21 protein-coding genes and 1 tRNA gene are annotated in these 22951 nt (G+C 65.0%); 16 read left to right on the plus strand and 6 right to left on the minus strand.

What is annotated here, in order from left to right; genetic code table 11:
• Positions 1-84: 84 nt before the first annotated feature.
• The 8 genes from cysK (at position 85) to AC1Q7F_RS01880 (ending at position 6380) form a co-directional block, all read left to right on the plus strand.
• Positions 85-1041: a cysteine synthase A gene (gene cysK / locus AC1Q7F_RS01845; RefSeq protein WP_492503211.1), complete on the plus strand. Its 957-nt coding sequence runs from the start codon at positions 85-87 to the stop codon at positions 1039-1041.
• A 55-nt stretch (positions 1042-1096) separates the two neighbouring features.
• On the plus strand, positions 1097-1651 hold the full coding sequence (locus AC1Q7F_RS01850; protein ID WP_492503213.1) for a nucleotidyltransferase family protein: 555 nt from the start codon (positions 1097-1099) through the stop codon (positions 1649-1651).
• A gap of 77 nt (positions 1652-1728) precedes the next feature.
• A complete protein-coding gene (locus AC1Q7F_RS01855; RefSeq protein ID WP_492503215.1) occupies positions 1729-1875 on the plus strand; it encodes an entericidin A/B family lipoprotein in 147 nt (48 codons plus the stop codon).
• A gap of 159 nt (positions 1876-2034) precedes the next feature.
• Positions 2035-2610 carry an NUDIX hydrolase gene (locus tag AC1Q7F_RS01860; RefSeq protein WP_492503217.1) on the plus strand — a complete coding sequence of 192 codons (576 nt, stop codon included), beginning with the start codon at positions 2035-2037 and terminating at the stop codon, positions 2608-2610.
• Between the two features lie 64 nt (positions 2611-2674).
• Positions 2675-3685: an alpha/beta hydrolase gene (locus AC1Q7F_RS01865; protein WP_492503219.1), complete on the plus strand. Its 1011-nt coding sequence runs from the start codon at positions 2675-2677 to the stop codon at positions 3683-3685.
• Between the two features lie 4 nt (positions 3686-3689).
• A complete protein-coding gene (locus AC1Q7F_RS01870) occupies positions 3690-4034 on the plus strand; it encodes an RNA-binding S4 domain-containing protein (protein WP_492503221.1) in 345 nt (114 codons plus the stop codon).
• Positions 4035-4230: 196 nt separating this feature from the next.
• Positions 4231-5631, plus strand: coding sequence for a 3-isopropylmalate dehydratase large subunit (leuC, locus tag AC1Q7F_RS01875; protein WP_492503223.1), 1401 nt, complete (start codon positions 4231-4233; stop codon positions 5629-5631).
• Positions 5632-5795: 164 nt separating this feature from the next.
• Entirely contained in the window at positions 5796-6380 is a 585-nt protein-coding gene (locus tag AC1Q7F_RS01880) for a hypothetical protein (RefSeq protein WP_492503225.1), read from the plus strand.
• On the opposite strand, the gene gpt is transcribed toward AC1Q7F_RS01880, so the two are convergent.
• The gene (gene gpt / locus AC1Q7F_RS01885; protein ID WP_492503227.1) at positions 6355-6840 is read right to left on the minus strand and encodes a xanthine phosphoribosyltransferase; all 486 of its coding nucleotides are present in this window, start codon (positions 6838-6840) and stop codon (positions 6355-6357) included. The genes AC1Q7F_RS01880 and gpt overlap by 26 nt on opposite strands.
• Positions 6841-7021: 181 nt before the next feature.
• Between gpt and AC1Q7F_RS01890 the strand changes: the two genes are divergently transcribed.
• Positions 7022-7098: transfer RNA gene (locus AC1Q7F_RS01890), tRNA-Arg, on the plus strand.
• Positions 7099-7429: 331 nt separating this feature from the next.
• Here the strand turns inward: AC1Q7F_RS01890 and AC1Q7F_RS01895 are convergent.
• Positions 7430-9649, minus strand: a complete 2220-nt coding sequence (locus AC1Q7F_RS01895) for a glycosyltransferase (protein ID WP_492503229.1) — start codon at positions 9647-9649, stop codon at positions 7430-7432.
• Positions 9650-9726: 77 nt separating this feature from the next.
• Positions 9727-10389, minus strand: coding sequence for an acetyltransferase (locus AC1Q7F_RS01900; RefSeq protein ID WP_492503231.1), 663 nt, complete (start codon positions 10387-10389; stop codon positions 9727-9729).
• A 206-nt stretch (positions 10390-10595) separates the two neighbouring features.
• Between AC1Q7F_RS01900 and htpG the strand changes: the two genes are divergently transcribed.
• Positions 10596-12479, plus strand: coding sequence for a molecular chaperone HtpG (gene htpG / locus AC1Q7F_RS01905; protein ID WP_492503890.1), 1884 nt, complete (start codon positions 10596-10598; stop codon positions 12477-12479).
• A gap of 38 nt (positions 12480-12517) precedes the next feature.
• Here htpG and AC1Q7F_RS01910 read toward each other — a convergent pair whose 3' ends face one another.
• Positions 12518-13078 (minus strand): DUF2087 domain-containing protein, encoded by a 561-nt coding sequence (locus tag AC1Q7F_RS01910; protein WP_492503233.1) that lies wholly within the window; start codon positions 13076-13078, stop codon positions 12518-12520.
• Positions 13079-13323: 245 nt separating this feature from the next.
• Positions 13324-14055 carry a phosphate signaling complex protein PhoU gene (gene phoU / locus AC1Q7F_RS01915; RefSeq protein WP_492503235.1) on the minus strand — a complete coding sequence of 244 codons (732 nt, stop codon included), beginning with the start codon at positions 14053-14055 and terminating at the stop codon, positions 13324-13326.
• A gap of 116 nt (positions 14056-14171) precedes the next feature.
• On the opposite strand from phoU, the gene AC1Q7F_RS01920 reads away from it, so the two are divergent.
• Positions 14172-15476: a pentapeptide repeat-containing protein gene (locus AC1Q7F_RS01920; RefSeq protein ID WP_492503237.1), complete on the plus strand. Its 1305-nt coding sequence runs from the start codon at positions 14172-14174 to the stop codon at positions 15474-15476.
• A 111-nt stretch (positions 15477-15587) separates the two neighbouring features.
• Here AC1Q7F_RS01920 and AC1Q7F_RS01925 read toward each other — a convergent pair whose 3' ends face one another.
• The gene (locus tag AC1Q7F_RS01925) at positions 15588-16142 is read right to left on the minus strand and encodes an AAA family ATPase (protein ID WP_492503239.1); all 555 of its coding nucleotides are present in this window, start codon (positions 16140-16142) and stop codon (positions 15588-15590) included.
• 96 nt (positions 16143-16238) lie between these two features.
• Between AC1Q7F_RS01925 and AC1Q7F_RS01930 the strand changes: the two genes are divergently transcribed.
• From AC1Q7F_RS01930 to AC1Q7F_RS01950, 5 genes are all read left to right on the plus strand, one after another.
• On the plus strand, positions 16239-17132 hold the full coding sequence (locus AC1Q7F_RS01930; protein ID WP_492503241.1) for an ABC transporter substrate-binding protein: 894 nt from the start codon (positions 16239-16241) through the stop codon (positions 17130-17132).
• 2 nt (positions 17133-17134) lie between these two features.
• Complete coding sequence (locus AC1Q7F_RS01935; RefSeq protein WP_492503243.1) at positions 17135-18121, plus strand: FecCD family ABC transporter permease; 987 nt, start codon at positions 17135-17137, stop codon at positions 18119-18121.
• Between the two features lie 58 nt (positions 18122-18179).
• The gene (aguB, locus tag AC1Q7F_RS01940) at positions 18180-19058 is read left to right on the plus strand and encodes an N-carbamoylputrescine amidase (RefSeq protein ID WP_492503245.1); all 879 of its coding nucleotides are present in this window, start codon (positions 18180-18182) and stop codon (positions 19056-19058) included.
• 69 nt (positions 19059-19127) lie between these two features.
• The gene (locus AC1Q7F_RS01945) at positions 19128-22079 is read left to right on the plus strand and encodes an SLBB domain-containing protein (protein ID WP_492503247.1); all 2952 of its coding nucleotides are present in this window, start codon (positions 19128-19130) and stop codon (positions 22077-22079) included.
• 2 nt (positions 22080-22081) lie between these two features.
• Positions 22082-22849 (plus strand): glycosyltransferase family protein, encoded by a 768-nt coding sequence (locus tag AC1Q7F_RS01950; RefSeq protein ID WP_492503249.1) that lies wholly within the window; start codon positions 22082-22084, stop codon positions 22847-22849.
• Positions 22850-22951 lie beyond the last annotated feature (102 nt).

Here is a 22951-nt window from a genome sequence, read left to right on the forward strand (position 1 = left end):
ACGGCCTTTGACACTGCCTGAGCCCCCCTATATACACGGCACTGATCCGGTATTTCCGAAGAATACCACGAATGGAGATGTGAAATGTCCGCTGAATTCCGTGGCAAGATTTATGACAGCATCCTGGACACCGTGGGAGCGACACCGCTGGTGCGGTTGAACCGCCTGGCGGCCAAGCATGGTGTCGTGGCCGACATCGTGGCCAAGCTGGAATTCTTCAACCCGCTGTCCAGCGTCAAGGACCGCATCGGCAAGGCCATGATCGAGGCGGCGGAGGCGGAGGGCAAGATCGCGCCCGACCGCACCGTCCTGATCGAACCGACCTCCGGCAATACCGGCATCGCGCTGGCCTTCGTGGCCGCCGCCAAGGGCTATCGCCTGATCCTGACCATGCCGGAAAGCATGTCGATTGAGCGTCGCAAGATGCTGAAGCTGCTGGGGGCCGAACTGGTGCTGACCCCGGCCCCGCAGGGCATGAAGGGTGCGATCGCCAAGGCGGAGGAACTGCTGGCCAGCACGCCGGACGCCTATATCCTCCAGCAGTTCAAGAACCAGGCCAACCCGGCCGTTCACCGCGCCACCACGGCGGAGGAGATCTGGAAGGACACGGCGGGTAAGGCCGACATCCTGATTTCCGGCGTGGGTACCGGGGGCACCCTGACGGGCGTCGCTGAAGTGCTGAAGGCGCGCAAGCCCGGCTTCAAGGTCGTGGCGGTGGAGCCGGAGGACAGCCCTGTCCTGTCCGGCGGTCTGCCGGGGCCCCATAAGATTCAGGGCATCGGCGCCGGCTTCGTGCCCGACATCCTGGCCAAGGACCAGATCGACGAGGTGTTGCGCATCTCCAACGTCCGCGCGTTCGAGCTGGCCCGTGACGCCGCCAAGACCGAGGGCGTGGCGGTGGGTATCTCGTCCGGTGCCGCTCTGGCCGCCGCGTTCGAGGTGGGCGCGCGGGCCGAGAACAAGGGCAAGCTGATCGTCGTGATCCTGCCCAGTTTCGCCGAACGCTACCTGTCCACCGCCCTGTTTGAGGGGCTGGAATAAGCGCTACTCCAGGGGCGGATCAGCATTGGCTCCGATCCGCCCCGTTATGCATGCCATGACCCCCGACGCTTTCCGCGCCCTGGCGCTGGCCAATCCCGTCAATGCCGCCATCCTGGAACGGCTGCCAGCCCTGGGCCTGTCGCAGGCGTTGCTGGTAGCCGGCTGTCTGTATCAGGCCGTGTGGAACGCGCGGGACGGGCGTGACCCCGGCTGGGGCGTCAAGGATTACGACCTGTTCTATTACGATCCGGACACCAGTTGGGAAGCGGAGGATGCGGCCATCCGCGCCGCCACCACCGTTTTTGCCGATCTGGGCGTGGAGGTGGAGTTGCGTAACCAGGCGCGCGTCCATCTCTGGTATCCGCAGCGATTCGGCAAACTGATCCCGCCGCTGGTCAGCAGCCGTGACGGCGTCGCCGGTTTCCTGGTCCGCTGCACCTGCGTCGGCATGGCCCCCGACGGGGAGGTGGTGGCGCCCTACGGGCTGGATGAACTGGCAGCCGGTATCCTGCGCCCCAACCCCCACAGCGATAATCCGGTCGCGTATCGGGCGAAGGTGGACAGCTATCGCGCCCGCTGGCCATGGCTGATGGAAGTGACGGAAGATTGAAGGAACAAACATCCTCTCTCGTTGTTACTCCCCCATCAACCGCTGGCGAAAAGCCGGCTTCAACGCGAGAGGACATCATGAATAAACGCTCCTATGCGATTCCGGCCGCCCTGCTGCTGTCAATGTTCGCCCTGTCGGCCTGCAATACGGTCGAGGGCGTGGGCAAGGATGTGAAGTCCGGTGGCAAGGCCATCGAGAACACGGCACAGGACGCCAAGAATTAAGACCAACGGCATTTGGCCGATTTCAGCCAAATGCCGTTTTCTTGTTCCCTCAGGTGCCGGGCGGGCGCATCCGCGCCCTTGGCTTGCGCGCCACGTGGCGCGGGCCGGCGGTCGCCGGCCTCTTGCCCCGGCGGGGGCTTTGGCTGCATGGTAAATTCCATGAGCCCGCCCCCCGCCGACCCTTCCCGCCTGTACCCGCCGCCGCCCACCAGCGGCCCGCGCGTGCGCATGGTGCCGCAAGGCGAGGATCGGGAAAGGCTGGTCTGCCCCGATTGTTCCTATATCGCCTATGAGAACCCCAAGATCGTCGTCGGGTCCGTGGTCACCGATGCCGAGGGGCGATTTCTGTTGTGCCGCCGCGCCATTCCACCGCGCCGGGGCTTCTGGACCCTGCCTGCCGGCTATATGGAACTGGCCGAAACGACGGAGCAGGGGGCCGCGCGCGAGGCGCTGGAGGAGGCGGGTGCCCGCATCACCATCGATGCGCTGCTTGCCGTCTACAATATTCCGCGCATTTCCCAGGTGCAGATGATCTATCGCGCCACCCTGGCCGACCCCGCCATTGCGGCCGGACCGGAAAGCCTGGAGGTGGGGATGTTCGCTTGGGGCCAGATTCCCTGGGACGAACTGGCCTTTCCTTCCGTCGCCTGGGCCCTGCATGAATGGCGCGACCGGGCCGGGCAGGCGGCCTTCGCCCCCGGCTCCAATCCGCCGCCGCCCGTGGAAGGCTTGTAACCAACGCGGCGCGGGGGCAAAGTCTGGCTTTCAAGAACGACAACAAGCCGGACGATAAAGCAGCATGCGCCGTTCCCATACCGCCGCCCAGGGCACCCTCCATCGCCTGACGCTGGACAGTCAGGTTCTTGCCGGCAATCTGCTGGGCGACAGCCCCAGGCGGGAGGTGCATGTCTATATTCCGGCCGGCCATGATGGCGCCGACCTGCCGATGCTGGTCGATATTGTCGGCTATACTGCCGGTGGTCCCGCCCATACCAACTGGAAGAATTTCGGGGAGAACCTGCCGGAAAGGCTGGACCGGCTGATCGATAGCGGCGCCATGGCCCCCGCCGTCATGGTCTTCCCCGACTGCTTCACCCGCCTGGGTGGCAACCAGTACATCAATTCCGCCGTCATGGGCCGCTGGATGGATTTCCTGTGTGACGAGGTCGTGCCCTTCGTGGAGGGACGGTTCGGTTGCGGCGGGGCCGGCCGACGGGCGGTTTTCGGGAAAAGCAGCGGTGGCTATGGCGCTCTCGCGCATGCGTACCTGCGCCCGGATGTCTGGGCGGCGGCGGCCTGCCATTCCGGCGACATGGGGTTCGAGCTCTGTTACCTGCCCGACATGCCGGGCGTGCTGCGCGCCCTTGGCCGTTATGGCGGCTCTATCGAGCGTTTCATGAATGCGTTCGAAACGGCGCGCAAGGTGGATGGCAAAGATACCCATGTTCTGATGATCCTGTGCATGGCCGCCACCTATGACCCCGACCCGTCGCAATATCTGGGCATCCGTCTGCCCGTGACGCCTGACACCTGCGAGGTGATAGAGGAACGCTGGGCCCGTTGGCTGGCCTGGGACCCGGCGCGGATGGTGGAGACCCATGCCGACGCCTTGCGCGGTCTGAAGGGCCTGTTCATCGATTGTGGCGACCGCGACCAATATAACCTGGTCCATGGCGCCCGCCGCCTGCATCGCCGTCTGGAACAGCTGGGCATCAATCACCGGTATGAGGAATTTCCAGACGACCATTCCTCGGTCGATTACCGGATGGATGAAAGCCTGCCCTTCCTGGTCCGCGCCCTGAACGGCTGAGCCCATGGCCGATCAGGACATCACCCCCCTTGACCTGTCCGACGTCGCCGATATTGCCAAGGGGAGGCTGCGCCTGGACAAATGGCTCTGGTATGCGCGGTTCCTGAAGACCCGCAGCCAGGCGGCCAAGCTGGCGGGTTCGGGCAGCCTGCGCCTGGGCGGCGCGCCCGTGTCGAAGGCTAGCCAGGTGGTGAAGGTGGGCGACGTGCTGACCTTCCCGCTAGGCGCCTATGTACGGGTGATCAAGGTCAAGGCGCTGGCGGCGCGGCGGGGGCCTGCGCCGGAAGCCCAGGCCCTGTACGAGGACCTGGACCCGCCGACGCCGGAGGCGCGGCTGCCGCGGGGGTGACGGGGCATAAGACTGGTATTATTCCTACCAATCATGCGCCGCCTTGAACGCTGCGTTGCATCCAGGCGCGCGGCCTGAAAGCCGCCTGTGCTTGCCGTGTCCGGATCGTGCCGCTATGCTCCGCCGCTATGTAACAATGTGACCGTAAAGCAACCCCCGTCTTTGCGGTTCGATCCTTGACCCCCAGGTGAGAGACATGGCCCGCACCCTCTATGACAAGATCTTCGACAGCCACACCGTCCATCGGCAGGAGGACGGCACTGCCGTGCTGTATATCGATCTGCATCTGGTGCATGAGGTGACCAGCCCGCAGGCCTTCGAAGGCCTGCGCATCGCCGGGCGCAAGGTGCGCCAGCCCAAGAAGACCCTGGCCGTGGCCGATCATAACGTGCCCACCTCCAAGGATCGTCTGGCCGGCATCAAGAACGAGGAAGGCCGCATCCAGGTGGCGCAACTGGGTGTCAACACCAAGGAATTCGGTATCGAATATTTCGATATGGCCGATATCCGCCAGGGCATCGTACATGTGGTGGGGCCGGAGCAGGGCGTGACCCAGCCGGGCATGACCATCGTCTGTGGTGACAGCCACACGGCCACCCACGGCGCCTTCGGTGCCCTGGCCTTCGGCATCGGCACCTCGGACGTGGAGCATGTGCTGGCCACGCAGACCCTGCTGATCAAGAAGTCGAAGAATATGCTGGTCAAGGTCGATGGCGACCTGCCGCCGGGTGTGACGGCCAAGGACCTGACCCTGGCTGTCATCGGCGTGCTGGGCACGGCCGGCGGCACCGGCTATGTCATCGAATATGCCGGCAAGGCCTTCCGCGACCTGTCCATGGAAGGCCGTATGACGGTCTGCAACATGGCCATCGAGGCGGGGGCCCGCGCCGGCCTGATCGCGCCCGACGACAAGACCTTCGACTATCTGCGCGGTCGCCCCCGCGCCCCGCAGGGGGCCGATTTCGACCGGGCGGTCGAGTATTGGAAGACGCTGCCCACCGACGAGGGCGCGGTCTATGACAAGGTCGTGGAACTGGATGCGGCAGACATTGTGCCGCTGGTCACCTGGGGCACCAGCCCGGAGGATGTGGCCCCGATCACCGCCACCGTGCCGAGCCCGTCCGATTTCAAGGACCCGCATAAGGCCAAGGCGGTGGAACGCTCGCTGGCCTATATGGGCCTGACGCCGGGCACGCCGCTGTCGGAAGTACCGGTGCAGAAGGTGTTCATCGGTTCCTGCACTAACAGCCGCATCGAGGATCTGCGCGCCGCTGCATCGGTGGCCAAGGGTCGCAAGGTGGCCGACGGCGTCTATGCCATGGTCGTGCCGGGGTCGGGGCTGGTGAAGGAACAGGCCGAGAGCGAAGGCCTGCACACGATCTTCACCGAGGCCGGATTCGACTGGCGCGAGCCCGGCTGCTCCATGTGCCTGGCCATGAATGACGACAAGCTGAAGCCCGGCGAGCGCTGTGCCAGCACGTCCAACCGCAATTTCGAAAGCCGCCAGGGCCCCGGTGGCCGTACCCATCTTGTCAGCCCCGCCATGGCGGCCGCCGCCGCCATCAAGGGCCACCTGACCGACGTGCGCAGCCTGTAATCAAGGCGGCCTCATGGCGCTCCTGGTCACGAAAAGGGGTACCTTCGCGGGTACCCCTTTTTGCATGTGTAGATCATGCTGTTCAGCGCATTTGTCGCCTTGCTATTGCGAACCATTCGCAATAGCATCTCCTCATTGACGGTCAATGGATGCCGGAGGCGGTGATGAGCGAGATGGCCCTGTGGTGGCCCGATCTGGGCGCTGCGGCAGCCCGGGAAGGGCAGGCCGAGGAGATGGCCCATGCGGAGCGGGCGCGCCTGCTTGCGGTACTCCAGGATGGCGGGACGGTCTTCACCCTGTCGCGGGGCGAACAGCTGTTGCTGTGGTCGGCCCGGCGCTGGCGCCACGGGCGCTTCCGCTGGGAGGAGGTGGAGATGGAGTTCCGCCGGCTATTGCCGGGCTGCTGGCCCGACGCCCTGATCGCCTGGGAAGAGGTGATGGAGCAACTGCATGTCTATCCGGCCGGCCGGCCGGATATCGGCAATGGCTGCCGTTCCGCCCTGTCCACGGACGAACGGGCCCTGCTGACCCTTGTAGGCGTATTGCAGCGGGGGCCGAAGGCACGGCTGTCGGCCGCACTGCTGCTGGCGCACCTGACGCCGCCGGCCCGCCAGCGCGATCTGGCGGGGCCGTTGCTGGCTCTGGCCACCAGCCTGTCGCTGGCCGGGGTGGAACTGCCCTTGCGCAGCTGTCCCACCGCGGCAGGTACCCTGGAAATGCGGATCAGCGCTCGATCTGCAAATAGCTGACAGGCAGCAGGTCCCAGGGGAAATGGATCCAGGTATCCTGGCTGACCTCGGTGACGAAGGTATCGACCAGGGGCCGGCCGGCCGGCTTGGCATAGATGGTGGCGAAATGCGCATTGGGCAGCAGCTTGCGCACATAGGCGGCCGTCTTGCCGGTATCGACCAGATCGTCGATCAGCAGCCAGTCCTTGCCGCCATCGGTGACGGCGTCGGCGGCCTTCAACACGCGGATCTCGCCTTGGGTCTGGTGGTCATAGCTCTTGACCGAAATGGTCTCGACCACGCGCAGATCCAGTTCACGGGCGATGATGGCCGCAGGCACCAGGCCGCCGCGTGTGATGGCGATGATACCCTTCCATTGGGTATGCTCCGCCAGGCGCCAAGCCAGGGCCTTGGCATTGCGGTGCAGCTCCTCCCAGGTCACGGGGAAGTTCTTGTCGGGGTTCTGGATCTTGTTGCTCAAGGCGGGCCTGCTTTCGTGGGGTTGGCGCAGGAATAGCCGATGCAGGCGCGCTCGGCAATCACCCGACGTCGGCATTGTAGGCAACGTCAACAAAATCCCATTGCAATCCCCGGCGCCATCGGATACAAGCGCCACCTCACCGGCCGGTACCCTTAACGGGGATCGGAAATCGGAATACAGTGCGCCCGTAGCTCAGCTGGATAGAGCACCAGACTACGAATCTGGGGGTCGGAGGTTCGAATCCTTCCGGGCGCGCCACTCTTCATCGAATTGCCGATAATGCACCAGCCCTTCGTTGGCTTTTAAGTGGACTGGGTGGGTTTCGTCCGATTTGACGAGGGCTGTTGAAAGTCCCAAGGGGCGCCAGCCTTGAACAGTATGGCTGCGGCGTCGTGGTTGAATGCGCTTGCAACACGTTTTGTGCGATCTGATCCCGGTTACCACGACCGCCGTTTGACCGGCCCACATCGATCAGGACCGGTCATCCTGCTTGATATGGTTCACAATGCCGTGCGCGATCATGCCGCGGCTGGGCTTGCGCGGGATTGGTGCCCGCGGGCGCTGGGCCTTCACACGTCCCGTCGTGGAATCACACAACCTGCAATGAGAACAACGCAACGCCCAGGATGCGGTCATCATTGCTGTTCGGGGTGAAGGAACTGTGCTTCGTGGCATCGGGTGTCACAATCATGAGCGTTACAATCCCGCCGCCCGGATCAAACCGTCTGACGATCGGCACGGTTACACGCTTGACGTGCCCGGCGGTGATTTTCACTTCGATCAGATCGACAAAATCCACTGAAATGAATACCGATTGCGTGTCGCAATAGGGGAGACCTGCCATCGTAAGAATGATCGCTTTCGCGCCAAAATCCGGGATGCGGGCAGAGAACATCGATTGGCGGCTTGTCCACGCAGTATTGGGGGCCCCAAGGTGGATGCCGGGTCTGAATGCAAGAGCATGAAACAGGTCATTGATTGAATATTCATACCCCTTGACCAGGGTAAAAATTGGAGGAATTCCGGGCACATGCGGGTCGGAGTCAATTCTTGAGGAATCCCTGGGCTGCGGCGTGGCATGTGTTCCGGTAAGGCGGTTGCGATGCCGAATCCACTCGTCGGCCTTGCTCGTATAATCGGCCCGCCATTTTGCCTCAATCGCTTCCGCGCGCTCTGGCGCAATCTTGCCATTGGCGCGCAGCCATGCGACGTCTCGCAAGCGCTGCGCCCGGATCATCACATACACAGCCCCCACATGCTCAAGCGCAACGGGGTCATTGTTGAGCGCCCCGATCATTCGATGGCTATTGCGGGCATGCTGGCGCCAGCCGACAAGGGGGCGCGACAGGTAATGGTGGGAGCCCAGCAATACCGCCCGAAAGCCGGTCAGAAGATCAAGACCATATGCGCAGAGTTCCGGATCCAGGGGCTCAAACGCTTCGATGATGGAGCGATGATAGGCGGAGGAGGCACCCAGCCAGAAGGGACTGCCCTGTTGATCGATCACTTTCACGGGATCATCGATGATCACATCGGGAAGGTCGGTGTTCAACAAATAAGTCGGCAACCCACTTTCGTTAATCAATACGGCATTGGAGGTAATAACCTTACAGTCCGGGTTGGCGTTGAAGTGATCTATAATGGTATCAATGCGTCCCGGTAGCGTGATGTCATCGCTATCTGCCTGAATAATGATGGGTGCTTTTGAAAATTTGACAAGGTGCGGCAACATGCCGTGCCCGATTGGCTTACTGTTTCTCATCACAGTAGCGGCGACATCCGGTCGGGTAGCCAGCCGTTGCGATGCCACTGCGAAGCTGCCGTCGGTGGAGCCGTCATCGACCAGGACCATTTCGAGATCCGGCCGCCACTGGGCAAACAGGCTGTCGAGTTGCGCGCCGATCCACTCAGCATGATTGCGCAAGGGAATGAACAAAGTTGCGGCGAAGGTGGGTCGCGGGGCAGCGGGCGGCGGGGGAAGGACCCAAGTGCGGGTTGGGAGAGGTTCGGCCCAACGATCGATCGCCGCGGCAATATCGCTTTCCCCGAAATAGGGATTGATCTCGGGATGAGCGTAGATTTGCACCAATGCCGAACGTGGCAGTCGAAAGCAGGCCTGGAGTGCGCAGTAGATATCCGCTGTGGATTTATCGGCACCGTCGTTGATGTGGGGCAGTGTGACATCGATATCCGGGAACAGTTCGGCGAGCCCTTGTTCGATGGCGGTCGGTGCCTTTTCCTGTCGGAACAGAAGCAGCCGCACATTATCCTTGGATAGGATGGTGTAACCGCGGTCCTGATCAAACGGCCGGGCTTTCAGATCTAATCCGAAGGGTGTCTCGATCTCCTCCTTGAACCACCGGAAAGGGGCGCGCACCATCAGTTCCAGCCACGCCCGAACCGGGTCCTCACTTTCTGTGTCGTTAAGCCACAGGTCGGCGATACGGGCCGCCATGACGTTGGCCGTGGCCTCCGCGGTGGGGCCCACACAGTCGAGAAAACTGTCATCGAAATTCTGCATCGCAACGGACAGGGAGCGGGCGATCGGGTCGCGGACCCCACTGATGACCGTCACCTGTTCCCCGGCCGCCATGGCCTCGGCCAATCGGTCCAGGATGGCCGGGCCACCATCGAAGAAGGGGCGCAGACCCGGCATGGCCTGATCATTGGCGGCAAAAACACGCGCCAGCGGCTCGCGTAGCCAAGTGCTGAGCCCGTGTGAAGTATAGACTTCCCCCGGGAAGCGTTCGTTCAAAAGGTGACTGATCGAAGTTGTACAAACTTTTGCATAAGTTAAAATCAAAATCATCATAAACTCCGAATCAATACAGTATTTTCGACTGAGTGCCGGGTCCCGGCACCAGTTTGGTGTAGTTACATCTGGAGCTATGATCGTGCAAAGGTAATACGGCGCCGAACATGGAGACGCTGGTCGGTATTGGCAATGGCGCCATCCGGCATGTCGCGGCGAACCACGGCATTGACACCGATTCGGCAGTCATCGCCAATCTGGACGCCGGCATGGATGCGTGCCCCCATCCCGATCATGCATCGCTTCCCGATCCGCACATCGCTGGCCACCGTGGCATGCGGCAGAATGACGGTGAAGTCGTCGACCGCAACGCGCGCACCCAGGACATTGTGAGTGAAGAGATGCACATGCCGGCCCAGGGTGACGTCCGTGACGACGGCGAATGGCCCAATGTAGCACCCTTCGCCGACATTGGCGTGGGAAGAGGTTACCGATGATGGATGGATGAACCGCGGCCAGGTGCAGCCACGCAAAGCTGGGCGGTCCCTGATGCTCTGCGCATGGGCGGGATCGGCAATGGTAAGGAAGGCATTGATGTTAGCACTCCCCGCCACCTCATCGATCAACCCAACCTCATGGCCCAATACGGGCCCGGAAGGCCGGTCATCCGCCAGCCTGGAGACCCGGACACCGGCATTCTCGAATATGCATATGATATTCCGCGCATTTCTGCCGGCGCCAATGAGAAGCAGGCCGTCGGGTGCGGGGGGCGACAAGGACTCTGTACGGCAGGACATTTTTCTTAAAGCTTGTTGAGGTGGGGGCGCTTGTTGTGCCCCACTATATAGACCAGCCTTGGCGTGGGACGGGGATAATATAATACCGAGGGCGGAAGGAGGGGAAAGGCGTGACCCCGCTTGCGCTTGCCCGCGACCTGCCCCATATCCAGCAACGGCTTCAATGCCGCCCTCAATGGAACCAATCGCAGAACAAGGTGAGTGAGATGAGCGAGGAACGGCTCAGTTTCCAGGCCGAGGTCAGCCGCCTGCTGGATATCGTGGCGCACAGCCTCTACTCGGAGAAGGAAGTCTTCCTGCGGGAACTGATCTCCAACGCGTCGGACGCGTGCGATCGGCTGCGTTATGCAGCGCTGACCGACGGGTCGCTGCTGGGGGATGACCGCGACTTCAAGATCCGCCTGATCGCCGACAAGGATGCCAAGACCCTGACCCTGGTCGACAATGGTATCGGCATGAACCGCCAGGATCTGGTGGAGAATCTGGGCACCATCGCCCGGTCCGGCACTTCGGCCTTCGTCAAGAACCTGTCGGGTGATGCCAAAAAGGATGTCAGCCTGATCGGCCAGTTCGGCGTCGGCTTCTATTCCGCTTTCATGGTGGCCGAAAAGGTCGAGGTTTTCAGCCGCAAGGCCGGGGAGGCGGCGGGCTGGCGCTGGCTCAGCGACGGCCAGGGCAGTTTCACGGTGTCCGAGGATGATGCCAGCGCGCCGGCGCGCGGCACCCGAATCGTCATGCATATCCGGGAGGCGGAAACCGAGTTCCTGGAGGAACATCGGCTTCGTCATGTCATCAAGACCTATTCCGACCATATCGCCGTGCCCATCCTGCTGGGGGCCGACAGCGCCGACAGTGTGAACGCGGCCAATGCCCTGTGGACAAGGGCAAAATCGGAGATCACGGACGAACAGTACAAGGAATTCTACCACCATGTCGGTCACGCCTTTGATGAACCGTGGTTGACCCTGCATTGGCGGGCGGAAGGCGTCATCGAATATACGGGCCTGCTGTTCGTGCCGCAGCAACGGCCCTTCGACCTGTTCGATCCGCGCCGCGCCCATCATGTGAAGCTCTATGTCCGCCGCGTCTTCATCACGGACGAAGCTGAAGGGCTGGTCCCGCCCTATCTGCGCTTCCTGAAAGGCGTGGTCGATTCGGAAGACCTGCCGCTGAATGTCAGCCGCGAGATGCTGCAGAACAACCCGGTTCTGGCCAAGCTGAAGGCCGGCATCGTGAAGCGTGTGCTGGGCGATCTGAACAAGAAGGCCGCCGATCCGGAGCAGGTCGCCGATTACGCCCGCTTCTGGGACGCGTTCGGTGCGGTCCTGAAGGAAGGGCTGTATGAGGATTACGGCCACCGCGACGATCTGCTGAAGCTGCTGCGTTTCCGGACCACGGAGAGCAAGGGCGAACTGGTCAGCCTCGCCACCTATATCGGGCGCATGAAGGAAGGCCAGGACGCGATCTATTACATCACGGGCGACGAGAAATCGGCCGTGGATCGCAGCCCGCAGGTCGAAGGCTTCCGCGCCAAGGGCGTGGAGGTCATCCTGCTGACCGATCCGGTGGACGAATTCTGGGTCGGGTCGGTACGCGAAACCGACGGCAAGCCATTCAAATCCGTGACGCGCGGCGGTGCCGACCTCTCCAAGATCAAGGGCGATGAAAAGCCGGAGGATGAGAAGAAGGACAAGGCGTCGGATGGCGACCTGTCGTCGCTGACGGCCCTGCTGAAGCTGACGCTGGGCGATGAGGTGAAGGATGTCCGCCGGTCCGAGCGCCTGACCGACAGCGCCGTCTGTCTGGTGGCGGACGAGGGCGACATGGACATCCATCTCCAGCGCCTGCTGAAGCAGCATGGGCAGTTGGGGGCCGATGCGGCTTCCAAGCGCGTGCTGGAGATCAACCCTGCCCACCCGCTGATCCGCCGACTGGCGGAAAAGGCGGGGCTGGACGGTGCGGCGACGTCGCTGGAGGATGCGGCCTGGCTGCTGCTGGACCAGGCACGCATCCTGGAGGGCGAGACGCTGCCCGACCCGCTGTCCTTCGCGCGCCGCATGGCGGCGTTCGTGGAGAAGGGGCTGGGTTGAAGATTGAAGGGCGGTCCATCCGGGCCGCCCTTTCAGGTTCACGCTGCCGCGATCAGCCGCGGTGCCAGATAGCGCAGCAGGGCCAGGGCATCGGGCGGTGGCTGGCGTTCGATGCGGCGATAATCACGGCAGTCGGACGTGCGGCTGACCAGCCCCTGTTCCACCATTTCCCGGCGCAGCAGCGCGAAATCGCGGAAGCTGTGCAATACGTCCAGCTTCCGGCTGATCCCCTGTTCGGTCATGCTTTCGCGGGCCGGCAGGCGCGACCACAGCACCCAGAGGCAGGTGACCTGCTCGTTGAACTTGTTGGGCCAGCGGATCAGGCGCCCCGCCTCATCGAAATGACGCAGCAGGCGGCGTACCCGACCCAGATCCACCTCAGGCAGAGGGGCAGGTGCTGGGGGCGGGTTCTCCAGCCGGTCGAGCGCCGTGGCCTGGGCGCGGTAATGCTGGAAATTGCGGAAGCCCGCGCCGCGCGCCAGCATGTTCAACAGGCTGACATGTCCGGCCGGCCCCTCATGGACCTCCAGCTGGGACTTCAGCGATTTGGCCAGGGCGCTGATATCGGCGACCTGGAAGGACAAATGTTCTCTCGACATGGGTCAACATCCCGCATAGGCACAGCCTTGATCCGTTCAGGAACCGTCGATGGTCGCCAACTTGTCGACGCAGGCCACGCCTTGGGAGGAGTGACGGTCGAAATTCAGGATATATGGCAGGTTTAGCGGCCCCTTGCGGGGCTGGCGACGCCTGGGTTTTCTGCCGACCAAGGTGAAGACATAGCACAAGGCGAGGCGTTCGGCCAGAGGCCGGCAGCAGAAAAACCCAGGGTGCTGGCGGTATATCAGGCCGGCATCACCGTCATGCTGGCCGTGTCGTCGCCCTTGGCGCGCGCGGCATCCAGCGGGTGGCCCTGAACACGAAAACACAGTGTTTCGGCGATGTTGGTGGCATGGTCGCCGATGCGTTCCAGGTTCTTGGCCGCAAACAGCAGGTGGGTGCAGGCCGTGATGCGGGCCGGGCTTTCCATCATATAGGTCAGCAACTCGCGGAACAGGGCGGAATAGGCATGGTCCACCTCCTCATCCCGTTGGCGCACCGCCAGGGCGGCCTGGGCATCGTCGCTGTCATAGGCCTTCATGACGTCGGACAGCATGTCGGCGACGGCACGGCCGATGGGCAGCATGGACCGGGCCAGCGCCACCTCCGGCTGGGATTGCAGCGTCAGAGAGCGCTTGGCGACATTGGCCGCGAAATCCCCGATTCGCTCCAGATTGTTGGCGATGCGCAGCCCGGCGATCACCATGCGCAGATCATTGGCCTTGGGATGGCGCAGGGCCAGCAGGCGTACCGTCTGCGCCTCCACCTTCTGCTCCAGCTCGTCCAGGCGGGCATCGCGGGTCATGACCCGACCGGCCAGATCGGCGTCGCGCCCGATGATTGCGGCAACGGCATCAATGATCTGTTCCCCCGCCAGCCGGCCCATCTCCCGCACCATGTCGTGCAGCAGATCCAGCTGCTCATCGAAGGCGGTCACGATGTGACGGGTGGGCACGACGTTGGCTTTTTCGTCCACTGAACAGGCTCCGGCAATAGCGAGGCGCATGATTGTCAAGAAACCATCTAACACAAATGCCCCGGCCTGTGGCACGTTCAAGAAAAGTTCATCTTGTCCGCAATGGTCCCCCCGCCATGACACCGCATGAGTTGCTCGCCGTCATCGACAAGCATGAACGTTGGCTCAAAAGGCTGACGGGCGGTGCCCGTGCCATGCTGGCCCTGGCCGACCTGCAAGGACATAATTTTTCCGGCGCCAATCTGCAGAATTCCAAGCTGTCGGGGGCGAACCTGTCGGATTGCGACTTCACGGGCGCCAATCTGACGGCGGCGGACCTGTTCGCGGCGCGGCTGACCCGGGCCATCCTGGTCAATGCCAACCTGACCAACGCCGACCTGCGTGGAGCCCACCTGCGCGGCGCCCGGTTGAAATGCGCCATCCTGCGCGGTGCGGACCTGCGCGGCGGAGCCCTGCTGGACCGGCGATCGCCCAGCAATGTGAAGATGGAGCCGTCGGACCTGCGCGGGGCCGACATGGATGATGCCACCCTGTCCAACGCCAATCTGGCCGGTGCCGATCTGTCGGAATGTTCGCTGGTCGGGGCCGATTGTTCAGGCGCGCAGATGGCCGGGGCCAATTTGGCCCGGTCCGTGATGAAAAGTGCCAATTTCGCCGGCTGCGACATGCGCGGTGTCAACCTGAACTCCGCCAACCTGATGGGCGCTAGGCTGCGCGATGCCAATCTGGCCGGTGCCGTGCTGGCGGGCGCCAATCTGCGCAACGCCGACCTTCAGGGGGCCAACCTGGAAGGGGTGGACCTGTCGAATGTCGACATGCTGGGGGCAAATTTCAGCCGTTCGGCTGAAACCTTCTCCGCCTCCATCCAGCGTATCCTGTCCCAGCACCAGACCTGGATCACCAGCAATGGCGACAAGGGCGAACGCGCGGACCTAGAAGGCCAGGACCTGTCCCATATCGACCTGAATGGCGCCAATCTGGGTGGGGCCAACCTGAAGGGCGTGAATTTCTCCGGTGCCAAGCTGCGCGATTGCCTGTTCGTGATGGCTGACCTGTCGGCCGCCGCCCTGAATTTCGCCGACCTGACGGGGGCGACACTGGACGGTGCCAACCTGCGCGCCAGCAACCTGACGGGTGCCAAGCTGGACAATGCCAAGGTCGGGTCGGTGGAGATCAAGGGACCGAACGGGCGCGGCACGGGCCGCAAATGGCCGGCCAACCTGTCCAACACCATCATGATCCAGGCCAGCCTGACCCGCGCTTCCATGCGCGGGGTCAATCTGTCGGGTGCTGACCTGCGCGGGGCCGATCTGTCGGGGGCCAACCTGCTGGAAGCCAATATCCGTGGTGCCAACCTGACCGACGCCATCACCACCGGGGCCAGCCTGCCGGCGCCCGATGATGATGATGATTTCAATTGATACTGTTCCCTCAGACGCCGGGCGCCGCTATCCGGCGGCTTGGCTGACGCCGCACGTGCGGCGCGGCGGCAGTCGCCGCCGGAGCCTATTCGCTGTGATCGCGAACCGGCTCTATGCCGACACCCGTTCCCTGACCAGCGCCGCCAGCCTTTCCGGCGGGGCCTTGCCATCGGCCACCAGCAGCCGGTCCGGGGCCACATAGCGCCGGCACAGCCCTTCCAGCACCGTCTGGAAATGCAGTTGCATCCAGGGGTTGGTGGAGCGCACCCCATCGGTCGCGATGGGTCGTTCGCCCCAGGGCAGCAGCACGACCAGACTGTAATCGGCCATGGCGCAGACCGCACGGGCCAGCAGCGCCTCCGTCCCTGCCGGATCATCGACACCAAAGCCGTTGGCCAGCCAGAAGGCGGCCATATCCAGCGGAGTGCGGTCGGTGATCAGCCCGCGGCCGCGCGCCAGGTCCAGGGCCAGGTCGTCCGCGTCGCCGGCGATCATCCGCCGGTGCCCGTCGCGGGGCAGGACATGCGGATCGAAGCCGGCGGCCAGCCGGTCGCGCATCGCCTCCCGCCGGACGGGCAGGTCCAGAAGCCGGGACAGATCGGCGGCAAGGCTGGTTTTGCCCGTGCCGGCGCTGCCCGTGATACCGATATGTGGCCGTCGCTGCATGATCGACGCCTCCCCCAACCTTGCCCGTTCCGTCACGACCGCACTATAAGATCGCGCCCGCCGGTTCATCGGCGATCCGGGTCCAAGGATAGCATCGTGCCAACCAAGCCCGCCGCCAATCCCCCCGAAAGGTGGGGGTCCACCAGCCTTTCGGTCATCGGTCTGTTCTGTGTCTTCAGCATGGCGATGCTGGCCCCGATTGCGGCGAAAGCGGGGCCGACGCGTGTGGTGTCGCTGAACCTGTGCACCGACCAGCTGGCAATGCTGCTGCTACCGCGTGAGCGCATCGCGGCCCTGTCCTTCCTGGCGGCCGATCCCGGCCTGTCGGCCCTGTCGGACCGGGTGGGCGACATCCCCCTGGTCCACGGCATGGCGGAGGAGGTGCTGCCGCTGGCGCCCGATCTGGTCCTGGCCGGCACCTTTACCACACGTCCCACCATCGCCCTGCTGCGCGCCCGTGGGGTGACGGTGCTGGAGGTGGGGCTGGTCAGCGACTTCGATGCTATCCGTGCCCAGATCCGTCAGGTTGCCGCCGCCCTGGATGTCGCGGCGCGCGGCGAGGAACTGATCGCCGGCATGGACGCCACGCTGGCCGCCGCCGCCCCGACCACCCCGTCCCGGCTTGCGCGCGTCCTGTCCCTGGCGCCCGGTGCCTTCACGGCCGGGTCGAGCACCCTGTCGGACGCCGTCATGCGGGCGGCGGGGCTGGTGAACTATGCCGCGGACAAGGGCCTGAAGGGCTATGGCTATCTGCCGGTGGAGACGGTGGCCGCCGACCCGCCGGACCTGCTGGTCGCCAATGCCGATGAGCAGGGCCACCCGTCGCTGAACGGCCAGATGCTGGCCCACCCGGCGCTCGACCGCGCCGTGCCGGCGATCGACCGGCCGACGATACCGGGCAAGCTCTGGACCTGCGGCGGGCCCTTCACCGCCGATGCCGTTACCCTGCTGGCCGCCGCGCGCGACCGGCTGCTGTCCCGGAAGGAATGATGATGATGCGCGGTGTCCTGGCCCTGCTGATCCCGGCCGTGATCCTGTTTTTCCTGGCCTCCCTGGCGGTGGGACCCACGCCCGTGTCGCTGCCATTGGCCATCCGCGACTGGTGGGCGGGCGGGGACGGCATGGCCGCCGTGATCTTCGCCGATATCCGCTTGCCCCGCGCCCTGCTGGGCCTGGGCATCGGGGCGGTGCTGGGCCTGTCGGGGGCGGCGTTGCAGGGGCTGCTGCGCAACCCTTTGGCCGAACCGGGCGTCATCGGCGTATCGGCCAGTGCGGGGCTGGGGGCCGTCATCGCATTCTATTCCGGGGCGAGCCTGGTGCTGCCCCTGGCCCTGCCGCTGGGCGGCATGGCGGGGGCGCTGATCGCCGTGACGCTGCTTTACCTGCTGGCCGGGCGGCAGGCGTCTGTATTGACGCTGATCCTGGCCGGCGTGGCCATCAGCAGCCTGGCCGGCGCCCTGACCTCGCTTGCCCTGTCGCTGTCGCCCAATCCCTTTGCCCTGACCGAGATCGTGTTCTGGATGCTGGGATCGCTGGCCGACCGGTCCATGAACCATGTCGCCGTGGCGGCCCCATTCCTGGGGCTGGGGGCGCTGCTGCTGCTGGCCTCGGGCCGGGGGTTGGATGCCCTGTCGCTGGGGGAGGGGACGGCACGGTCCATGGGCTTCAGCCCGCGCCGCACCGGCATCCTGGTCATTCTGGGCACCGCGCTGGCGGTGGGGGCGGCCGTGTCGGTGGCCGGTGCCATCGGCTTTATCGGCCTGATCGTGCCCCACCTGCTGCGCCCGCTGGCCGGCGCCCAGCCCTCACGCCTGCTGCCTTTGTCGGCGCTGGGCGGTGCGGCACTGCTGCTGGCTGCCGATACCGGCCTGCGGTTGGGCGGACCGGGACCGGAACTGAAGCTGGGCGTGGTCACAGCGCTGCTGGGGGCGCCCTTTTTCCTGGCCCTGGTGCTGAAGACGCGGACAAGGGTCATGTGACCGACGGCCCAAACTTGGGCTATGCTGATGGCCGAACGCACCGGTAAGGATGGACAAGATGCGCAAGGTGACCGTTGCCGCCACGCAATTCGCGTGCAGCTGGGACCGCGAGGCGAATATCGCCAAGGCTGACGAACTGGTCCGCAAGGCCCATGGCCAGGGTGCCCAGATCATCCTGATCCAGGAACTGTTCGAGACGCCTTATTTCTGCCAGGACCAGAAGCCGGAATATTTCGAGCTGGCAGCCCCGCTGGAGAATAACCGCCTGATCCAGCATTTCCAGGCCCTGGCCAAGGAACTGGAAGTCGTTCTACCCCTGTCCTTCTTCGAGAAGGCCAATACCGCGCACTATAATTCCCTGGTCACCATTGATGCCGATGGCACGATCCTGGGCCTTTACCGCAAGAGCCATATTCCCGATGGGCCCGGCTACCAGGAGAAGTTCTACTTCAATCCCGGCGACACGGGCTTCCAGACCTATCAGACGCGCTATGCCCGCATCGGCACGGCCATCTGCTGGGATCAATGGTTCCCGGAAGCGGCTCGTGTCATGGCGCTGCAGGGGGCGGAGCTGCTGTTCTATCCCACGGCCATCGGGTCGGAACCGCAGGATGACAGTCTGGACAGCCGCGACCATTGGCAACGGGTGATGCAGGGCCATAGCGGCGCGAACCTGATGCCCGTCATCGCCAGCAACCGTATCGGCAGGGAGACGTTCGAGACGGGCAGCATCACCTTCTATGGTTCTAGCTTCATCACCGATCCCAAGGGAGCCAGACTGGTGGAGGCCGACCGGGTGTCGGAAGCTGTCCTGGTCCAGGAATTCGACCTGGATGCCATCGCCCGCATCCGCGCCGGTTGGGGCGTGTTTCGCGACCGCCGTCCGGCCCTTTACACCCCCATCCTGTCGCTGGACGGCAGCCTGCGGCACGGCTAAGTAGCCTCATTCTCGTTTTCAAAGTCTGAAGACATGTGTAAACCATGACTCCTACAGCTTTTAGGAATCATGGCCCACTGTCGTCATACCCTTCTGCTGCTGGTCCTGCTGATCTTCCCGTTCCAGGTGGCTACTGCCCCGGTAGGGGAGCCGGCGGGGCGTGTCGAGGCGCTGTTCAGCGACCGTGCCGGGCAGGAACTGCGGCTGTTCGGGCGTGACCTGTTTGCCGGAACCGCACCCGGTGACGGCCCGTCATTGGGCAGTGTCGGCGATGATTACCGGCTGGGCGTTGGGGATGAACTTTCACTGCTGCTGCGCGGGCAGGTGACGCGCAGCAGCCGGCATCGCGTCGGTGCCGATGGATTGCTGCTGATCGATGACCTCCGCCCCATTGCGGCGGCCGGCCGGACCCTGGGGGATGTGCGGACGGAACTGGAGGCGGCGGTGGCCGCCACCCATGTCCAGACCCAGGCCTTCCTGTCGCTGCTGTCCATGCGGCGCATCGGCGTGCTGGTGCTGGGACAGGTGGCGCGGCCGGGGCGGCTGTCGCTGCCGGCCTTCGCCACGCCGCTGGATGCGCTTTCCCAGGCCGGCGGCGTGCTGCCGGACGGCAGCCTGCGGGCCATCCGGCTGGTGCTGCCGGGTGCCGATCCCGTCACCGTCGATCTCTATGACCTGCTGACCAGCGGCCAGGGGGCCGCGACGGATTTGCTGGCCGATGGTGCCCGCCTGATCGTGCCGCCCTTGGGCCCCACCGTAGCCGTGGCAGGGTCGGTGAAGCGGCCCGGCATCTATGAATTGCCACCCGGCCCCTCGGCCGGCACCGGTCCCGACGATACGGCCGACCTGCTGACCCTGGCCGGCGGCGCGCTGCGGCCGGGGCGCGACCGGTCCACCCTGTTGCGCCTGTCGCCGGAGGGGGTGGAACGGCCGCAACCGGTCAGCGCCAAGGACCCCATTCCCTTGCGCGATGGCGACCTGCTGCTGCACGCGCCCGAAGGCGGGGCGCGGGCCGGCAGCATCACCCTGTCCGGCGCGGTGGCGGAGCCGGGAGAACGGCCGATGGCCGACGGCATGCGCCTGGCCGACCTGGTGGACCGGTCCATGCTGCCAGTCGATGTCTATCATCCGCTGTCGCTGCTGCTGCGCCGCACGCCGGCCGGCGGGGCGCCACAGATGCGGGCGCTGGACCTGTCTGCCCTGCTGGCCGGGCGGGAGGGGGAATTGGCGCGCGACGGCGATCACCTGATCGTGCTGTCGGCAGGCGATGTTGCCTTTCTGCGTGGCCGTTCGGTGCTGGCGCTCCTGTCCGGACAGCCGGCGGACCCGCTGGCGTTGGAGGAATGCGCCGGCCTGGCATCAATGATTGCCGCCCTGTCGGCCGATCCGGACGGGGCCTTGGCTGCCGGTCCGATGGCGCGCGCTGCCATGGGGGTGGAGGGGCCGCCCACGCCCTGTCCCGCCCTCTTCCAGAAGGACGGAGACCTGCTGCCCTTCCTGCTGCGCCAGTCGGCCTTTCTGCGGCGCGGCGTGCTGCGTCCCGGTCCCTATCCGCTGGCTGGCCCCATGCCGCTGGCGTCACTGGCCCCACTGGCCGGTGGTTCTTATGCGGGTAAGGTGCTGGCGGCACCAGGACAGGTGGCGGATGCCGAAGGCGATGGCGTGCTGCTGTCTGGTCCCGTGCGCCAGCCCGGTCTGCGCACCATCGATGCCGACGGCCTGAGCCTGCGCTCGCTCCTGTCCGGGGGCGGGGCGCCCCTGCCGGATGCCTATGGCCTTGCCGCCCTGTTGGAAAGGGCGGATGCCGCCGGCTCCGGGCGGCGGCCCAGCCTGTTCGCCCCGGCGGAGGTGGCGGAGGGACGGTTCGACCTGCGCCTGCGCGATGGCGACCGCGTCACCCTGTTCCTGCGCGACGAGGTGATGCCCCCGTCGCCGCCCGCCGACCATCCGGCCGCCGGCCCGCCGCCGCCCGATCCGCTGGACCCCGGTACCAGGGCGCTGCTCTCGGAACGGGTCGTGGCCCTGCGCGGCGGGGTGGTATGGCCGGGGGAATACCCGGTGGCGGGCCCGATCCCCCTGCCGCTGCTGCTGCGTGCGGCGGGGGGGCTGAAGCCGGAAGCTGACCCGCAACGCCTTGAGCTATTGCCGCCGCCGTTGGGACCGCGGGGGGAGGGCGATGGCGACGCGCGGGGCGTGGCCCCGCGTACCCTTACCGGCGGCGTGGCGGCGGTGGAGCCGATCCCGCCCGGCGCTGCCCTGCGTGTCGGCCTGCGCCAGCGTCCGCAGGAGCGGCGCGGCGTGCTGCTGGCCGGTGAGGTGGCGGAGCCCGGTACCTATGATCTGGCGCCGGGGGAGACGCTGTCCATGCTGCTGGTCCGCGCCGGCGGTCTGACGGAGGAGGCCTATCCCGCCGGCGCCATCTTCACCCGCGAGAGCGCCAGATTGGCCGAGGAGGAGGGGCTGCGCCGCAATGCGCGCGAACTGGACCGGCAACTGGCCCAGATGCTGGGCGGCAAGAACCCGCCCGACCCGGCGCGCGTCGAACTGGTGCGCCAGCTGGCCGCCGACCTGCGCGGTGCCACGGCATTGGGCCGCATCACGGTGGAGGCCAACCCCGCCCTGCTGGGCGAGAGGCCGGAACTGGACATCCCCTTACAGCCCGGCGACCGCATCCATGTGCCCAAGCGCCCCCTGACCGTTACCGTGTCGGGGGAGGTTCTGTCCCCGGCCTCACTGTTGTTCGACCCCGACAAGGTGCCCGATGATTATTTGCGCGAAGCGGGTGGCCTGACCCGCTTCGCCGATGATGGCCGCATCTTCGTGATCCAGCCCAACGGCGCCGCCCAGCCGCTGGAAAGCGGCTGGCTGGTGCATGACGTGGCGTCGCTGGTACCCGGCGCCATGATTGTGGTGCCGCGCGACGCGGAACCGTTCGAATGGCTGCCCCTGACCCAGAGTATCACCACCATCCTCAGCCAGATCGCCTTCAGCGCCGCCGCCATCGCGGCAATAGAGGATTAGGCGTGGGCAGCCCGGCTTTGTCCATCATCACCGTTGTTCGCGATGATCCTGAAGGCTTGGGCGCCACCCGCGACAGCCTGGGCGCCCAAGCCTGGCGGGATTTCGAATGGCTGGTGGCCGATGGCGGTTCCGGCCCCGCCACTTTGGCCGCGCTGGCGGGGCCGGGCTTGGCGCCGGACTGGTTGGACAGCCGGCCCGATGGCGGGCCGTTTGCCGGTATGGACCGGGCGCTCGCCATCGCGCGGGGGAGGCATGTCCTGTTCCTGAACGCGGGCGATTGTCTGGCCGGCTGTGATGTCCTGGGCAGGATCGCGCCGCTGCTGGCCGATCAGCCGGACCTACTCTATGGCGACAGCCTGGAGGATCCGGGTGACGGGAGGATGCGGCGCAAGCCGGCACGACACTGGCGCTGGGCCTTCTATGGAATGCCGGCGCATCATTGTGCCATCTTCTATCGACGGGCCCTGCTTATCGGGTTGCGGCTGGACACGGGCTATCGCATCGCCGGCGACTACGCCTTCACCCTGGCCGTTCTGCGGCGTGCGAGCCGCATTGTGCAGGTGCGGCAGCTTGTGGCGTGCTTCGCCGGCGGTGGCCTGTCGCGCCGGCAGGCGGCGTTGGGACGGCGTGAGCAATTCGACATCCGGCGCCGGTTCACGGCGATGCCGGTGCCCCTGACAATGGTGGTACTTCTGCTACAAATTGTCGCATCCTCTGTGCGACACATTGCTCCAATTGGGTATGCCTTCTGGAGATTCCGGAACGATTAAAGGTGACCGTTAACGGCATCCAGTTCGTTAACATTGCATTTACATAGTAAAATCAATGGTTAAGCGTTTCCACAACGAATACGTGGATTAACCAGTTGCCAA

This window comes from Niveispirillum sp. GW835-FHT14G11 (assembly GCF_058793615.1).

Excerpts from the sequence above, each read along its gene's own strand:
- cysK (WP_492503211.1), top strand. The coding sequence starts at position 85 with ATGTCCGCTGAATTCCGTGGCAAGATTTATGACAGCATCCTGGACACC.
- AC1Q7F_RS01850 (WP_492503213.1), top strand. The coding sequence starts at position 1,097 with ATGACCCCCGACGCTTTCCGCGCCCTGGCGCTGGCCAATCCCGTCAAT.
- AC1Q7F_RS01855 (WP_492503215.1), top strand. The coding sequence starts at position 1,729 with ATGAATAAACGCTCCTATGCGATTCCGGCCGCCCTGCTGCTGTCAATG.
- AC1Q7F_RS01860 (WP_492503217.1), top strand. The coding sequence starts at position 2,035 with ATGAGCCCGCCCCCCGCCGACCCTTCCCGCCTGTACCCGCCGCCGCCC.
- AC1Q7F_RS01865 (WP_492503219.1), top strand. The coding sequence starts at position 2,675 with ATGCGCCGTTCCCATACCGCCGCCCAGGGCACCCTCCATCGCCTGACG.
- AC1Q7F_RS01870 (WP_492503221.1), top strand. The coding sequence starts at position 3,690 with ATGGCCGATCAGGACATCACCCCCCTTGACCTGTCCGACGTCGCCGAT.
- leuC (WP_492503223.1), top strand. The coding sequence starts at position 4,231 with ATGGCCCGCACCCTCTATGACAAGATCTTCGACAGCCACACCGTCCAT.
- AC1Q7F_RS01880 (WP_492503225.1), top strand. The coding sequence starts at position 5,796 with ATGAGCGAGATGGCCCTGTGGTGGCCCGATCTGGGCGCTGCGGCAGCC.
- AC1Q7F_RS01895 (WP_492503229.1), bottom strand. The coding sequence starts at position 9,649 with ATGATTTTGATTTTAACTTATGCAAAAGTTTGTACAACTTCGATCAGT.
- AC1Q7F_RS01900 (WP_492503231.1), bottom strand. The coding sequence starts at position 10,389 with ATGTCCTGCCGTACAGAGTCCTTGTCGCCCCCCGCACCCGACGGCCTG.
- htpG (WP_492503890.1), top strand. The coding sequence starts at position 10,596 with ATGAGCGAGGAACGGCTCAGTTTCCAGGCCGAGGTCAGCCGCCTGCTG.
- AC1Q7F_RS01910 (WP_492503233.1), bottom strand. The coding sequence starts at position 13,078 with ATGTCGAGAGAACATTTGTCCTTCCAGGTCGCCGATATCAGCGCCCTG.
- AC1Q7F_RS01920 (WP_492503237.1), top strand. The coding sequence starts at position 14,172 with ATGACACCGCATGAGTTGCTCGCCGTCATCGACAAGCATGAACGTTGG.
- AC1Q7F_RS01925 (WP_492503239.1), bottom strand. The coding sequence starts at position 16,142 with ATGCAGCGACGGCCACATATCGGTATCACGGGCAGCGCCGGCACGGGC.
- AC1Q7F_RS01935 (WP_492503243.1), top strand. The coding sequence starts at position 17,135 with ATGATGCGCGGTGTCCTGGCCCTGCTGATCCCGGCCGTGATCCTGTTT.
- aguB (WP_492503245.1), top strand. The coding sequence starts at position 18,180 with ATGCGCAAGGTGACCGTTGCCGCCACGCAATTCGCGTGCAGCTGGGAC.
- AC1Q7F_RS01945 (WP_492503247.1), top strand. The coding sequence starts at position 19,128 with ATGGCCCACTGTCGTCATACCCTTCTGCTGCTGGTCCTGCTGATCTTC.